Origin of the sequence: Nonomuraea rhizosphaerae (assembly GCF_019396405.1) — a bacterium.
In the GTDB taxonomy this organism is placed as follows: Bacteria; Actinomycetota; Actinomycetes; order Streptosporangiales; family Streptosporangiaceae; genus Nonomuraea; species Nonomuraea rhizosphaerae.
Genome location: NZ_JAHKRL010000462.1, coordinates 1 through 14,161 on the forward strand (window position 1 = coordinate 1; position 14,161 = coordinate 14,161).

Here is a 14,161-nt window from a genome sequence, read left to right on the forward strand (position 1 = left end):
AGCTCACCCGAGCCTCGCCGGGGCGGCGCCCGACGGCGCGAGAGCTGCCCGGAAATGAGAAACGCCCCCGGCGCGGAGACGCGACCGAGAGCGGTGAGTGAGACGTAGTCCCGACCGGATTCGAACCGGCGCTACCGCCTTGAGAGGGCGGCGTCCTGGGCCACTAGACGACGGGACCTTGCGTGCTTGTGACAGTGGTAGTCCCGACCGGATTCGAACCGGCGCTACCGCCTTGAGAGGGCGGCGTCCTGGGCCACTAGACGACGGGACCCTGTCCACAAGCGATTGTGCCGGGATCCCCCGGCGACGCAGGTAACTCTACCGTACCGGCAGAGCACCACCAAACCGTCGATCAGCCCAGCAGATCGGGCCGCTGACGGCGTACCCAGTCGCCCATGGGGCCCTTCTCCCAGTGCGGGTCGACGGCGCCGAGCGGGATGCCGAGCCACTGGAGACCGGTCGCCGGATCGACGGGGACGCCGGCGAGCCGGTCGCGCATCCAGCGGGGCACCCGCGACGGCACCTGGCGCGTCCCCCAGCCGGCCAGGCCGGTCGTTCGCATGGCGCCGGCACGGACGCGCGGCCCGCCGGGGCGGCCGATGGGGCGCGGGCTCGCCATGCGGCTCTCCACGACGCCGATCCGCTCCACGCGCGGCCATTCCAGGAAGAGGCGGAAGCCGTAGGAGTCGGACAGCTCCACCCCCGCGGCCGAGAACCGTACGACGGTGCCCGTGACGAGCCGGTGGTGTTTGACGGCCAGCACCCCTGTGAGCGCGCCCGTGCACACCAGCCCGGTCAGCACCCCGCCGGCCGTGCTGCCGAGAAGGATCGCGCCGAGCAGCAGGGTGACGGGGAAGAAGAGCACGAGGAGCGGCAGGAAGGGGGCCGCGAAGGCGAGGAAGGATCCGCGCCGCATCCGAAACTCATCCATAAATCAAAAAACGGACGCCTCGGGAGAGACATCCGTTCAATGCTGGGGTACCAGGACTCGAACCTAGACTAACTGAACCAGAATCAGTCGTGCTGCCAATTACACCATACCCCACCGGCCCGAACCCCTGGGGGCGCGTTCGGCGACGTCCGAAAGAATAGCTCAGCTTGGGGGACAAGACCAAAACGATTCTGGAACCGGCTGCTCGATGGGGCGCGGCGAGGGTCAGGTCATGCCAAGCTGAAGGGGACAAACACCACGTGGAGGAGCCCAAGCGTTGGCCGAGAACCCCTTCTTCGCCCCCAGCAGCCTGCCCTACCGGCTGCCGCCCTTCGAGGAGATCCGCGAGGAGCACTACCTGCCGGCCTTCGAGCGCGGGATGGCCGAGGGACTGGCCGAGGTGGAGGCGATCGCGGGCAGCTCCGAGCCGCCCACGTTCGACAACACGATCGCGGCTCTGGAGCGTTCCGGGCGGATCCTGGAGCGTACGTCGACCGCGTTCTTCAGCTTCGTCGCCTCCAACTCCACCCCCGGCATCCTGGAGCTGGAGAAGCAGATCACGCCGGCGCTGACCAAGCACAGCGACGCGATCCGGCTCAACCGCGCGCTCTGGGCCCGCATCAAGCAGGTGAGCACCGGCGACCCCGAGGAGTCGTGGCTGCTGGAGAAGTACCGCGAGGACTTCATCAGGGCCGGCGCCGACCTGTCGGAGCAGGAGCAGGCCAGGCTGCGGGAGCTGAACGAGGAGCTGTCGCGGCTGTCCACCCAGTTCGCCCAGAACCTGCTCAAGGCGCTGACCGAGTCCGCGCTCGTGGTGGAGGACGCCAAGGAGCTGGACGGCTTCGACGAGGACACGATCAGCTCGCTGGAGAAGGACGGGAAGTACGTCCTGCCGCTGCTCAACTACACCAACCAGCCGGGCCTGGCCCAGCTCACGAACCGGGACGTGCGCCGCAGGCTCTACACCCAGAGCGTCGAGCGCGCGCCGGAGAACTTCGACCTGGCCGTGCGGCTGGCGACGCTGCGCGCCGAGCGGGCCGCGCTGCTGGGCTTCCCCAGCCACGCCGCGTACTCGGTGACCGACCAGACGGCCAAGACCGTGGAGGCGGTCGAGGCCATGCTGGGGCAGCTCGTCGGGCCCGCCGTACGCAACGCCGGCAAGGAGGCCGAGGCGCTGGCCGAGCAGGCCGGGTTCGCGATCGAGCCGTGGGACTGGTCGTTCTACTCGGAGAAGGTGCGCAAGGCGCGCTACGACTTCGACGCCTCGGCGATGCGGCCCTACTTCGAGCTGTGGCGGGTCTACCACGACGGCGTCTTCCACGCCGCCACGCGCCTGTACGGGATCACCTTCACCGAGCGGCCCGAGCTCAAGGGCTACCACGAGGACGTGCGGGTCTACGAGGTGTTCGACGAGGACGGCGGCGCGCTGGGGCTGTTCCTGCTCGACCCGTACGCCAGACCGAACAAGCGCGGCGGCGCCTGGATGAACAACCTGGTCGACCAGTCGGTGCTGTTCGGCGAGAAGCCGGTCGTGATCAACAACCTCAACATCACCAAGCCGGCCTCCGGGCCGACGCTGCTGACCTACGACGAGGTGGACACCGCCTTCCACGAGTTCGGGCACGCGCTGCACGGGCTGTTCTCCGAGGTGCGTTTCCCGCGGGTGTCGGGCACGAGCGTGCCGCGTGACTTCGTCGAGTACCCGTCGCAGGTCAACGAGATGTGGGTGACCTGGCCGGAGATCCTGGCCAACTACGCCAAGCACCACGAGAGCGGCGAGCCGATGCCCGCCGAGCTGGTGGAGAAGATGAAGGCCGCGGAGAAGTTCAACCAGGGCTTCGCGACCGTCGAGTACCTGGCCGCGACGCTGCTCGACTGGGCCTGGCACAAGCTGGCGGCGGGCGAGAGCGTGGCCGACGCCCAGGCGTTCGAGGCCGCGGCGCTGGAGGCGGCCGGGGTCGCCGTGCCGGTGGTGCGGCCGCGCTACCGGACGAACTACTTCGCGCACATCTTCGCCGGCGGGTACAGCGCGGGCTACTACTCCTACATCTGGAGCGAGGTGCTGGACGCCGAGAGCGTGGAGTGGTTCAAGGAGAACGGCGGGCTCGAACGGGCCAACGGGGACCACTTCCGGCGGGAGCTGCTGTCGCGTGGCGGCAGCATCGATCCGCTGACGGCGTTCCGCAACTTCCGGGGGCGGGAGCCGAGCATCGAGCCGCTGCTGAAGCGGCGCGGCCTGGACTGACCCTCTTCACCGCGTGCACGCGCCTCTGACGGCCCCGACGGCGCCGTCAGGGGCGCGTGTCGTTTCCCCACGCTCGCGGGCTCAGGTGGCGCCAGCGGGACAATGGGGGCCGGGAACAGGCAGGACGGCGATCAGCCCTGGAGACGCGCCAGCGCGGCCCGCAGCCGCTCCTCCGTGCGCTCCCGTCCCAGCACCTCGATCGACTCGAACAGCGGCAGACCCACCGTCCGCCCCGTGACCGCCACCCGCACCGGCGCCTGGGCCTTGCCCAGCTTGAGGCCGTGGGCGGCGCCGACCTGCTCCAGCGCCTCCTTGAGCGACTCGGGGTCCCAGTTGACGGCCGGGAGCCGCTCCAGGTAGCCGCCGAGGATCTCGACCGGCGAGTTCTTCATCGCCTTGTCCCAGGACGCCTCGTCGGACACCGGCTCGTCCAGGAAGAGGAAGTCGACGTTCTGCCTGATCTCGGAGAGCACCGCGATGCGGGTCTGGGCCAGCGCCGAGACCTTGCTGAAGACCTCGCGGTCCCACGACGGCTCCAGGTAGGGGGCGCAGCGCTCCTCGAACGTCTCGATGGGCAGCGCGCGGATGTACTCGCCGTTGAAGGCGCGCAGCTTCTTCTCGTCGAAGTACGCGCTGGAGGAGTTGACGTCCTCCAGCTTGAACAGCGGCCTCATCTCCGACCACGGCATGATCTCGCGGTCGTCGCCGGGGCCCCAGCCGAGCAGCATGAGGTAGTTGACCATGGCCTCGGCCAGGTAGCCCTCGGCGCGGTAGTCCTCCAGCGCCACCTTGTCGCGGCGCTTGGACAGCTTCTTGCGCTGCTCGTTGACGATCACCGGCAGGTGCGCCCAGACGGGCGGGCTGGCGCCGAGCGCGGGCCACAGCAGTTGCTGCTTGGCCGCGTTGCCGAGGTGCTCCTCGCCGCGCACCACGTGGGTGATGGCCTGGGTGATGTCGTCGACCGCGTTGGCCAGCACGTAGAGGGGCGAGCCGTCGGTGCGGGCGATGACGAAGTCCTCCTGGGCGTCGTTGGGGAACTCCACCCGCCCCCTGATGACGTCCTCGACGACGGTGGCGCCCTCGTCGGGGGTGCGGAAGCGGACCGCGCCCTCGCTCAGCCCCCGGTCACGGCAGTGGCCGTCGTAGCCCTTGTGCTCGGAGCCCGTACGCGCGACGAGCGCCTCGCGGGTGCAGTCGCAGTAGTACGCCTTGCCGTCGGCCAGCAGCTTGGCCACGGCCTCGCGGTGCTGCGGCTCGTACGCGGACTGGAAGTAGGGGCCCTCGAAGACCGGGTTGGAGCCGTTGACGCCGATCCAGTCGAGCGCCGAGATGATGCCCTCGGTCCACTCGGGGCGGTTGCGCGTCGCGTCGGTGTCCTCGACGCGCAGCACGAAGCGGCCGCCGGACTGCTCGGCCAGCGCCCAGTTGAACAGCGCCGTGCGAGCGCCGCCCACGTGGAACATGCCGGTGGGAGACGGGGCGAAACGCACCCGTAGATCAGTCACGGGAGACCACCTTGTTCGTCAGAGTGCCGATGCCTTCGATGCCGACGCTGACCTCGTCGCCGACCTCCAGCGGGCCGACGCCGGCCGGGGTGCCGGTCAGGATCACGTCGCCGGGGATCAGCGTCATGACCGCGGTGACGTAGGCGACCAGCGTGGGGATGTCGTGGATGAGCTGGCTGGTGCGGCCGCTCTGCCGCACGTCGCCGTTGACCGTCGTGGTGAGCGCCAGGTCGGAGGCGTCGAGGTCGGTCTGGATCCACGGGCCGAGCGGGCAGAAGGTGTCGAAGCTCTTGGCCCGGGTGAACTGGACGTCCTTCTTCTGCAGGTCACGGGCCGTGACGTCGTTGGCGCAGGTGTAGCCGAAGATGACGTCCTTGACACGCTCGACCGGCACCTCGCGGCAGAGCCTGCCGATGACCACGGCCAGCTCGCCCTCGTGGTCGACCCGGTGGGACAGCGACGTCGGGTAGACGATCGGCTCGTGCTGGCCGATCACGGTGGTGGACGGCTTCATGAAGATGAGCGGCTCGTCCGGCACCTCGTTGCCCAGCTCGCGGGCGTGCTCGGCGTAGTTTCTGCCGATGGCGACCACTTTGCTCGGCAGCATGGGGGCCAGCAGCTTCACCTGGGTCAGCGGGAAACGCTCGCCGGTGAACTGCACGTCCCCGAACGGGTGGCCGGAGATCGTGGAGACGAACTCCTCGCCCGGGCCACCCTCGACCACGCCGAACGACACGCCATCGCCTGTGGAGAACCTCGCTATACGCACCCGACAAGGCTATCGCCGCCGCGCCGCCGCTCTCGCCTCCATTGTTCCGGGGCAGGGGCGCGTCGCGCCCCCCGATGTCACCCGTCCAGAGGGTTGCGGGCGATGCGGCCGGTGATGCCGCCGCGCACGAAGCCGCCCGCCAGGCTGTCCGGCTTGCGGGTGCCCTGGTCGGTGACGCAGGCCGCGAACTCCTTGGCGATCTCCAGTCGCGGGAACCGGGCGAGGACGTCCTGCCGCAGGCCGGCGGGGATGTCCTCGGTACGGCGGCCGGAGATGTCCATGCCGGTGGACAGTTCGAGCAGGTGCCCCTCGGGGTCGTCCTCGACCGGCACCTCGTCCCACATGTGCCGGATGATCACCTCGGCGGCCCGTACCCGCCGCGCGTGCGGCCATCCGGCGCCGGCCGTGAACGCCCAGGCCACGTGCCCGCCGGCCTCCTCGTACGGCACGGTGTGGCTGTCGAACTCGGCCGTCAGCCCGATGTCGTGCAGCATCGCCGACACGTACAGGAGTTCGGCGTCGAAGGTGATCTCCCGCGCGCCCGCGTACCCGGCCGCCCACAGGTAGGCGCGGACGGAGTGGTTCAGCAGCGAGGGCGAGTGGTACCTGGTCGCCACCTCCAGCGCGCCACGGCAGGCGGCTGTGTCCGGGATCACCAGATCGTCAAGTCTCATGAGGACAAGCATGTCCCAGAACCGTGCGGCATCGGCGGGCTAACGATCTGGTACTCAACTTGACCAGTTGATCGGGATTCGGTCAGCATGTTCCGCCACCCTCGTCGTTTTTGCCCGGAAGGAACAGGCGTGCGCCGCCTCGCGATCCCTCTCGCCCTCATGCTGCTCGCCGGCGGCACCCTGACCCCCCTGAGCCCCGCGCACGCCGGCACGGAGGCGAAGCGCACGGCCCAGTGCCAGGGCGACTGGCTGCCGGGCACGCCCACGGCGGACGAGGTCATGCGGGGTGAGCTGCCCCTGGTCGAGCAGCCGCCGGTGAAGATCGGCAAGAACATCGACTGGCGCATGAGCCCGTACCGCAACCGCTCGTGGGAGTTCGTCTTCCAGTCGCTGCGCTGGATGGGCACGCTGGTCGTGGCGTACGAGAACAGCGGCGACGAGCGCTACCTCGACCGGGCCAAGGAGATCACCAAGGACTGGGTGGCCAAGAACAGGCGCGGCGCCCGCGGCACGCCGTCGTACGCGTGGAAGGACCACCCCGTCTCGCTGCGCTCGCAGGCGCTGGTCTGCCTGAGCATGCACGTCAGCGACGGCTGGCTGAAGAGCTCGCTGGCCGAGCACGCCAAGCTGCTGTCGGACTCGCGGCTGTACAAGAAGGGCCACAACCACGGCATCGACCAGGACATCGCGCTGATGGCCATCGGCTGCCGCTACAAGCGGAAGGGCTGGACGAGCCTGGCGATCAGGCGGCTGACCGGCACGGTCAAGCTGGACGTGGACTCGCAGGGCGCGCTCATGGAGCAGGCGCCGCGTTACGCCGTCTACGTGCACAGCAGGCTGGAGGTCGCGATGACCAACATGAAGGACTGCGGCCGCAAGGTGCCCGGCGACATCACGAAGCGGGCCGACGCCCTCAAGTCGTTCGTCGCCCACTCGACCCAGCCGAACGGCTTCATGGTGCCCATCGGCGACGGCAGCGCCGAGATCGACCCCAGGATCGAGACCGGCACGCCGAAGGAGAAGGTCAAGGTCTACAAGGCCGGATACGTCTACGGCCGGACGGACTGGGGCAAGCCGGAGTCCGCGTACTACTCGATCAGGTTCGGTCCCGGGCTGAAGTACCACGGTCACGAGGACCACCTGGGCGTCACCTACTACGCGCACGGCCGCGACATCCTGGTGGACGGCGGCTTCAACTCCTACGAGAAGAGCTCCTACCGCTACTGGACGCTGTCCCCGCAGGCGCACAACGTGCCGACCGTCGTGGGCGCCCGGTTCCGCTCGCGCACGCCCAGCAAGCTGACCAGGACGCGGTACGGGAACGACCGGCAGGCCTTCGAGCTGACCGACACCGCCTACGGCACCCGGCGTACCCGCTCGGTGCTGGTGAACCACGGCGAGGACGTCATGGCCGTCTACGACAGGGCGGCGGGCGGCAAGAAGGTGCAGAACCTGTGGCGGTTCGCCCCGTCGTTCAAGGTGATCTCCAACGGCGGCGGGCGGGTCGTGCTGGGCGACGGGAAGTTCCGGGTCACGCTGGTGCAGCTCGCCGGGTGCGAGCCGGTGGGCGGGCAGAAGATCCAGCGCGGGGGGAAGCTGGGGTGGGTGTCGCCGACGTACCTGTCCAAGACGCCGACGAACGTGGTGGTCTCCCCCGCGGCCAGGTCGCTGCTGACGGTGATCGTGCCGGACACGGACTCGCCGAAGGTGTCGTGCTCGGGCGGGAAGGTCAAGGTCCAGGGGCAGTCGTTCTCGGCGAAGCTGCTCTGAGCGCCCCGGAGCGGGGCGGGCGCGAACTGCCGATGGCGGCGCGCCCGCCGGTGGGCCCGCTCAGGCGGTCTCGCGGCCCGCGCGCAGCAGCCCGTACGTGACCGCCTGCTCCAGCGCCTGCCAGGAGGCGTCGATGATGTTCTCGGCCACGCCGACCGTGGACCACTCGGCGGCGTCGTCGCTGGAGGTGATGAGCACGCGCGTTATCGCGTCCGTGCCGTGGGTGCCCTCGAGGATGCGCACCTTGTAGTCGATGAGCTCCAGCCTGGCCAGCTCGGGGTAGAGCTTCTCCAGCGCCATCCGCACCGCCTTGTCCAGGGCGTTGACGGGGCCGTTGCCCTCGCCGGTGGCGACGATGCGCTCGCCCTTGGCGTGCAGCTTGACGGTGGCCTCGCTGACCAGCTCGCCGCCCTTGGTCCGCTCGACGATCACCCGCCACGACTCGACCTCGAAGTGGCGCCGCCGCTCGCCGTGGACGGTGTCGCGCAGCAGCAGCTCGAACGAGGCGTCCGCGGCCTCGAACGTGAAGCCGCGCGACTCCAGGTCCTTGACCCGCTCGACCAGCGTCCTGGTGGACTCGGGGCTGAGGTCGTAGCCCAGCTCGCGGCCCTTCAGCTCGACGGAGGCGCGGCCGGCCATGTCGGAGACCAGCATGCGCATGTCGTTGCCCACGGCGGCCGGGTCGATGTGCTGGTAGAGGTTCGGGTCGACCTTGATCGCGCTGGCGTGCAGCCCGGCCTTGTGCGCGAACGCCGACATGCCGACGTACGGCGCGTGGGAGTTGGGGGTGACGTTGGTGACCTCGGTGATCGCGTGCGCGATGCGGGTCATGTCGGCCAGCGACTCCTGCGGCACCAGGTCGAAGCCCCGCTTGAGCTGGAGGTTGGCGACCACGGTGAACAGGTTGGCGTTGCCGGAGCGCTCGCCGTAGCCGTTGGCGCAGCCCTGCACGTGGGTGGCGCCCGCCTTGACGGCGGCCAGCGTGTTGGCGACCGCGCAGCCGGTGTCGTCGTGGCAGTGGATGCCGACGCGGGCGCTGGTGCCCGCCGCGACGTGCACGATGTCGGCCAGCTCGTCGGGGAGCATGCCGCCGTTGGTGTCGCACAGGGCGATGACGTCGGCGCCCGCCTCGGCGGCGGTGCGCAGGACCTCCAGCGCGTAGGCTGGGTTGGATCTGTAGCCGTCGAAGAAGTGCTCGGCGTCGAGGAAGACTCGCTGTCCCTCCGCACGAAGGTGGGAGACCGTGTCGCGGATCATCGCGAGGTTCTCCTGGAGAGTCGTGCGGAGGGCCAGCTCCACGTGCCGGTCGTGGCTCTTGGCGACAAGAGTCACGACCGGCGCGCCGGATTCGCGCAGCGCGGCCACCAACGGGTCGTCGGCTGCCTTCACACCTGCCCGGCGGGTCGCGCCGAACGCGGCGAGCTGCGCGTGCTTCAGGTCCAGCTCTGTTCGAGCCCGCCTGAAGAACTCGGTGTCCTTGGGGTTGGCGCCCGGCCAGCCCCCTTCGATGAAGCCGACGCCCAGGCCGTCCAGCTGACGCGCGACAGCGAGCTTGTCGGCGACGGTGAGGTTGAGGCCCTCCTGCTGTGCGCCGTCACGCAGCGTCGTGTCGTAGACGTGAAAGCGGTCGTCGGCCATGGTGTCGTCTCCCTGGAAAACAAAAAGACCCCTCACGGACGTGAGAGGTCTGCGCGCCGGCGGTGTCCCTTTGTCAGCCGGCGCGCCTGCTGATAATGAGCAGACCGTAGAACATGGTGCTAGCGAGTCTGCCACATGCTTCCAGTGGTCGGCACACGGCGTCTCACACTGTGGGACGCCTCTTTCGGACGGGGACCCCTGGACTCTTCCGGACGTCTTTCAGACGGAGATCCCCGGGCCGCCGGTGATGAGCCGCTCCAGGCTCGCCGGGTCGAACGCCTCGTTGCCCAGCATCCTGCCGTCGAGCAGCAGGGTCGGGGTGCCGTCGATGCTCGCGCCGCCGCCGGCCGACAGGTGGGTCTCGGCGTACGACTGGGAGGTCACGCACTGGTCGACGTTCGCGCCGGCCTTCCTGGCCGCCTTGACGAGGTCCTCGACGCCGAACCCCGACACCAGGCCGTGCGGCGCCGGCTGCATCGCGTACAGCTCGTCCCTGAAGGCCAGCCAGTTGCTCTCGGGCACGCAGCGGGCCGCGGCGGCGGCCCTGATCGAGTTGGAGCGCGAGGGCTCCTCCTCGAACACCGTCACCGCGTGGAAGACGACCTTGACCTCGCCCGCCCTGGCCAGGCGCATGATCGTCGCGTTGACCCGGGCGTGCAGCTCCTTGCAGACAGGACAGTCGAAGTCCTCGTACAGGTCGAGCACGGGGGCGTCGCCGCCCTTGTCCGCGAGCACCATGGAGCCGTCGGGCTGCCGTGTGAGCCGCACTCCCTGCTCGGAGTGGCTCGGCTCGGAGAACGCCAAGACGGTCAGCAGCACGACAAAGGCCGCGCAGACGGCCGCGACGGCCGCCAACCTCTTCTTCATGTGCCCGCCCTTAGATCTTCGATCGCCGAGACCTTACCCGATGAAGGGCGGGCAGCATGATTCAGCGGTGGCCGTTGCCGTTGGTATGACCGTTGGCGTAGCCGTTGCCATTGGTGTGACCGTTGGCGTGTCCGTTGCCGTTGTGGTCGCCGTTCCCGTTGCCGTTCCCGTTCCCGTACGCGCGCATGAACGTGCGGACGCCGGCGGCGATGGACGCGTCGAGCTCCTCGTCGCGCATCGTCACGTCACCGATCGTCCAGCCGACCTGGGCGTCGTACGTGATCAACGCCAGGAAGTCGCGCGCGGCCTGGTCCGGGTCGACCAGGGACAGCTTCCCCAACAGCGCCAGTCTGGCGAACCGCGCGGCCAGGGAGCCAGCGAGCTGGTCCTGGCTGCGCCGCCGCCATTGCCTGGCGATCTCGGGCCGTCTCGAACCCTCTGCCTGGACGAGTGTGCGCAACGCGCGCGCCCGCTCGTCCATGAGACAGCCTCGCATGAGATCACCGGCGAACGCCGTCAGCTCCACCATGAGGTTCGCCGGGCGATCGGGAAAAGTCTCGATCATGGCGAACTGCTGGGCATTGACCCGATCGAAGTTCTCGTCGATCAGGGACTCGAACAAGCGTTGCTTGTCGCCCAGATGGTTGTAGATGGTTTGTTTGGAGACCGCCGCCTCAGCGGCGATCGTTTCGATGCTCGCACCCGAGTAACCGTCCCGGACGAACACCCTCATTGCAGCGGTCATGATCGCTTCTCGTTTGGCGATACGCCCGCGCGGAGCGGCCTTCCCGGTCGCCCCTAGGCCCCTCGCCGAGGTCGCCGTTTCACCCACCCCGTAAGGGTACCCGTTTGACTTATCGGACGTTTTATGTCTTTAAGCATTCGGCATTAAAGGATTTCCGGATTGCCGGGTGGGTGGCGGGCCGTAGCTGGTCAGAAACACACCGGCAAGGTAATCATGAAAAATCGATATTCTTCGGCTGCTGCCGGACTCCTGATTCGCGGTACTTGCCGGCCCCGGACGCCTACGCTGGGTGGTGGGACGCCTACTCCGCCGTGAGGTGATCACCATGGTCAAGAGCCGCGAGGAGCGCTATCGCGCCGTGTGCGACCTGTTCCCCGAGCTTCGGGTGGAGCTGATCGGGGGCCGGGTGGTGGTCAACGACGTGGGCACGTGGCAGCACAACACGGTCATCTCGCGGCTGCTGTTCCAGATCGTGGACATCGCCGCGGAGCGCGGGTGGGCCATCTGGCCGAACATCACGGTGTTCCTCGGCGCCCATGCCGACCGCTACGTCCCCGACCTGACCGTGGTGCCGCCCGACCCGCTGATCGAGGCCGACGACGAGGTCCACGGCAACAGCACGATCCTGCTCGTGGACGTCGTCGCGGCCGGCAGCGCCTACGACGACCACGTGATCAAGCCGAAGGGCTACGCGCTCGCCGGGGCGCCGCTCTACCTGGTGATCGACCCGTTCCAGCAGCGGGTCAAGCTGCACAGCGAGCCGCGGGACAAGGGGTACGCCGGGGAGACGACGGTGTCGGCGGGCAAGACGCTCGCCATGCCGTCCCCGTGGGACTGCGTGCTGGACACCGGCCGACTGCTCGGCTCCTGACCCGCGCTCCCCGCTCCTGACCTGGGCTCCCCACTCCTGACCTGGGCCCCCACTACCGACCGCGGCTCCCCGCTACGCGCCGCGCGGGAAGTCCTTGCGCTTGATCTTGGCGCGACGGCCGTCGGGGTGGTGGAAGACGATGCCCTCGGCCAGGCTCCCCGGGGCGAAGCCACTGTCCAGCTTCGCCAGGTAGTCATGCAGCTCCGCGTAGCCGCGCGGCACGTCCTGGTAGACGGGCGCCTCAAGGTTGAACGGGACGCACCGGTGCTCGCTCAGCCCCAGCGGGTTGCCCTGGATGCGCGGGCCGAGCGCCTCGCACGAGTGCTCGCCGTCGGGCCAGCCGGAGACGTCGGTGTTGCCCGCCGCGTCGAGGATCCACTTGTCCTCGGCCGAGCCGTCGGCGGCGTCGACGTACCAGCCGTCGACGATCCCCTGCTGCTTCTGCGCCTTGCTCGGGTTGCGGCGCTTCTCCACCCGGACGACGTGGCCGGAGCGGACGGTGAGCCGGACATTGGTGCCGTCGAGCTTCTCCGTGCCGACCCCCTCGCCGTCGAAGACCCACGCGCACTCGGCGCGCGGGCGGTCGACCACCCGGAAACGGTCGTCACGCTCGAACAGCGTGGGGATCTTCTCCATGACCTGACGTCCCTTCCTGACGTGCCCGAGCAGTTCCTCGTGGGTGACGGCGCCACCGGCCAGGCCGCTCGCGAGCGCCCGTACGAGGTCGGCGACGGAGACCCCGGCGTCGACGGCGACGTGCTTGAGCGCCTTCTTCTCCTCGGGCGAGACCCAGGCGACCAGCCGGGACCAGCCCTCGGGCGGCGTCCACCGCGCCAGGCTCTGCGGGTCTTTGCGCGGCCGCCCCCGGCCTCTGCCCGTGTCCATGGCAGGATCGTACATCTGCTTGTGCCAGTTGGCATAACAGAAATTAGCGCGGGACGAAGCGTACGAACGGGATGCGCCGCCCGACCTCGCGGTAGTCCTCCGCGCTGCCGTCCACGGCGAACCCCATGATCTTGCAGAGCTGCCGCGCGGCGGCCGGGTGGCGCGGCGCGTAACGGGCCATGATCTCGGCGCCGTCGCCGGTCGGGACGAGGGTGGCGGTCACCGGGATCCGCCGGCCGGCGATCTGGATGACGACGTCCGGGGTGTGCATGACGTTCTGGTACCAGGCGGCGCGGGTGCCGAAGCCGGAGGCGGCCACGTAGCCGCCGTCACGCTCGATGACCTCGACGACGGCCTGGCGTGGTTTGCCGGAGACGCGGCCGACGTGGTTGAGCAGCATGATCCGCTTGCCGAGCAGGCCGCCCAGGCCCAGGCGGTACAGGTGGATCGGCAGGCGCCACAGCAGGCGGCTCAGGCCGGTGGGCGGGGCGGGCTTCTTGACGATCTCCATGTCGTTCACTCCTCCTTGATCAGGTCCGTTCCTCGTTCAGCAGGCTTGTCCTCGTCATTCGACAGGCTTGTCCTGGTCCAGCAGGCCGGCGAGTGCGGCCAGGGCTTCGTCCACGGGGAGGCCGGGGTCGAGCAGGTGGTGCAGCATCAGCCCGTCGACCAGCGCGACGACCAGCGTGGCCGCCCCGGCGCGCTGCCCGGCCGTCCAGGCCGGGTGCAGTGCGGCCAGCCTCGCGGCGGTCTCGGCGCGGGCCTCGTCCATCTGACGCCTGAGCACCTCCCCCAGGGCCGGGTCGCGCATCGCGCCCGCGATCAGCTCCACCGCCAGCCGTGTGGTCCGCTCGTCGCCGGTGGTCCGGGGCAGCAGGTCGCGCATCAGCGCCAGCGCCGCCCGCTCGTCCGCCGCCCCGAGCAGCACGCTCACCAGAGGGCTGATGACCAGTTCCCCGGCCCGGCGGGCGATCGCCACGTGCAGGCCGGGCAGGCCGCCGAAGTGGTAGTGGATCAGGCCGGGGTTGGCGCCCGCCCGCTCGGCGACCGCGCGGGTGGTGACGGCGGGCCAGCCGCCCTCGCACAGCAGCGCGATCCCGGCCTCGACCAGCCCCTCCCGGCGCCGCTCTCCGCGCGGCGAATTTGGTCGATCGGCCAAGTTAGTCACTCGGCCAAGTTAACACGGACAGGTCGCCCGCTCGACGGCGGGAGGTGGCGGGGCCGGGAGGCCGGGGTTCAGCGCGGCGGCTCGCCTTCCACG

General features: G+C 69.5%; 13 protein-coding genes and 3 tRNA genes. 3 read left to right on the plus strand and 13 right to left on the minus strand.

The window, feature by feature from the left end:
• Positions 1-105 precede the first annotated feature (105 nt).
• The 4 genes from KME77_RS23450 to KME77_RS23465 all read right to left on the minus strand — a co-directional run bounded on the left by KME77_RS23450 (position 106) and on the right by KME77_RS23465 (position 1,045).
• Positions 106-178: transfer RNA gene (locus tag KME77_RS23450), tRNA-Glu, on the minus strand.
• A gap of 17 nt (positions 179-195) precedes the next feature.
• Positions 196-271, minus strand: a tRNA-Glu gene (locus KME77_RS23455).
• A gap of 81 nt (positions 272-352) precedes the next feature.
• Complete coding sequence (locus tag KME77_RS23460) at positions 353-916, minus strand: hypothetical protein (RefSeq protein ID WP_219471093.1); 564 nt, start codon at positions 914-916, stop codon at positions 353-355.
• Between the two features lie 57 nt (positions 917-973).
• A tRNA-Gln gene (locus KME77_RS23465) sits at positions 974-1,045 on the minus strand.
• Between the two features lie 163 nt (positions 1,046-1,208).
• Between KME77_RS23465 and KME77_RS23470 the strand changes: the two genes are divergently transcribed.
• The gene (locus tag KME77_RS23470) at positions 1,209-3,176 is read left to right on the plus strand and encodes a M3 family metallopeptidase (protein ID WP_219471094.1); all 1,968 of its coding nucleotides are present in this window, start codon (positions 1,209-1,211) and stop codon (positions 3,174-3,176) included.
• 131 nt (positions 3,177-3,307) lie between these two features.
• On the opposite strand, the gene gltX is transcribed toward KME77_RS23470, so the two are convergent.
• The 3 genes from gltX to KME77_RS23485 form a co-directional block, all read right to left on the minus strand.
• Positions 3,308-4,639, minus strand: a complete 1,332-nt coding sequence (gene gltX, locus KME77_RS23475; RefSeq protein ID WP_246610604.1) for a glutamate--tRNA ligase — start codon at positions 4,637-4,639, stop codon at positions 3,308-3,310.
• A 34-nt stretch (positions 4,640-4,673) separates the two neighbouring features.
• Complete coding sequence (locus KME77_RS23480; protein ID WP_219471096.1) at positions 4,674-5,450, minus strand: fumarylacetoacetate hydrolase family protein; 777 nt, start codon at positions 5,448-5,450, stop codon at positions 4,674-4,676.
• Positions 5,451-5,527: 77 nt separating this feature from the next.
• Complete coding sequence (locus tag KME77_RS23485) at positions 5,528-6,124, minus strand: HD domain-containing protein (protein WP_219471097.1); 597 nt, start codon at positions 6,122-6,124, stop codon at positions 5,528-5,530.
• A 129-nt stretch (positions 6,125-6,253) separates the two neighbouring features.
• On the opposite strand from KME77_RS23485, the gene KME77_RS23490 reads away from it, so the two are divergent.
• Positions 6,254-7,894, plus strand: coding sequence for a heparinase II/III family protein (locus tag KME77_RS23490; RefSeq protein WP_308250851.1), 1,641 nt, complete (start codon positions 6,254-6,256; stop codon positions 7,892-7,894).
• Positions 7,895-7,954: 60 nt separating this feature from the next.
• On the opposite strand, the gene cimA is transcribed toward KME77_RS23490, so the two are convergent.
• The 3 genes from cimA to KME77_RS23505 all read right to left on the minus strand — a co-directional run bounded on the left by cimA (position 7,955) and on the right by KME77_RS23505 (position 11,231).
• On the minus strand, positions 7,955-9,532 hold the full coding sequence (gene cimA / locus KME77_RS23495; RefSeq protein WP_219471098.1) for a citramalate synthase: 1,578 nt from the start codon (positions 9,530-9,532) through the stop codon (positions 7,955-7,957).
• 219 nt (positions 9,533-9,751) lie between these two features.
• A complete protein-coding gene (locus tag KME77_RS23500) occupies positions 9,752-10,399 on the minus strand; it encodes a DsbA family protein (protein WP_219471099.1) in 648 nt (215 codons plus the stop codon).
• Between the two features lie 61 nt (positions 10,400-10,460).
• Positions 10,461-11,231, minus strand: coding sequence for a TetR/AcrR family transcriptional regulator (locus KME77_RS23505; protein WP_219471100.1), 771 nt, complete (start codon positions 11,229-11,231; stop codon positions 10,461-10,463).
• A gap of 238 nt (positions 11,232-11,469) precedes the next feature.
• On the opposite strand from KME77_RS23505, the gene KME77_RS23510 reads away from it, so the two are divergent.
• Positions 11,470-12,015, plus strand: coding sequence for a Uma2 family endonuclease (locus KME77_RS23510; RefSeq protein WP_219471101.1), 546 nt, complete (start codon positions 11,470-11,472; stop codon positions 12,013-12,015).
• Between the two features lie 72 nt (positions 12,016-12,087).
• Here KME77_RS23510 and KME77_RS23515 read toward each other — a convergent pair whose 3' ends face one another.
• From KME77_RS23515 to KME77_RS23525, 3 genes are read right to left on the minus strand one after another with little or no spacing between them, the layout of a single operon-like run.
• Positions 12,088-12,900: an RNA ligase family protein gene (locus KME77_RS23515; RefSeq protein WP_219471102.1), complete on the minus strand. Its 813-nt coding sequence runs from the start codon at positions 12,898-12,900 to the stop codon at positions 12,088-12,090.
• 43 nt (positions 12,901-12,943) lie between these two features.
• The gene (locus KME77_RS23520; protein ID WP_219471119.1) at positions 12,944-13,411 is read right to left on the minus strand and encodes a nitroreductase family deazaflavin-dependent oxidoreductase; all 468 of its coding nucleotides are present in this window, start codon (positions 13,409-13,411) and stop codon (positions 12,944-12,946) included.
• A gap of 54 nt (positions 13,412-13,465) precedes the next feature.
• Positions 13,466-14,068 (minus strand): TetR/AcrR family transcriptional regulator, encoded by a 603-nt coding sequence (locus tag KME77_RS23525; RefSeq protein WP_308250852.1) that lies wholly within the window; start codon positions 14,066-14,068, stop codon positions 13,466-13,468.
• Positions 14,069-14,161 lie beyond the last annotated feature (93 nt).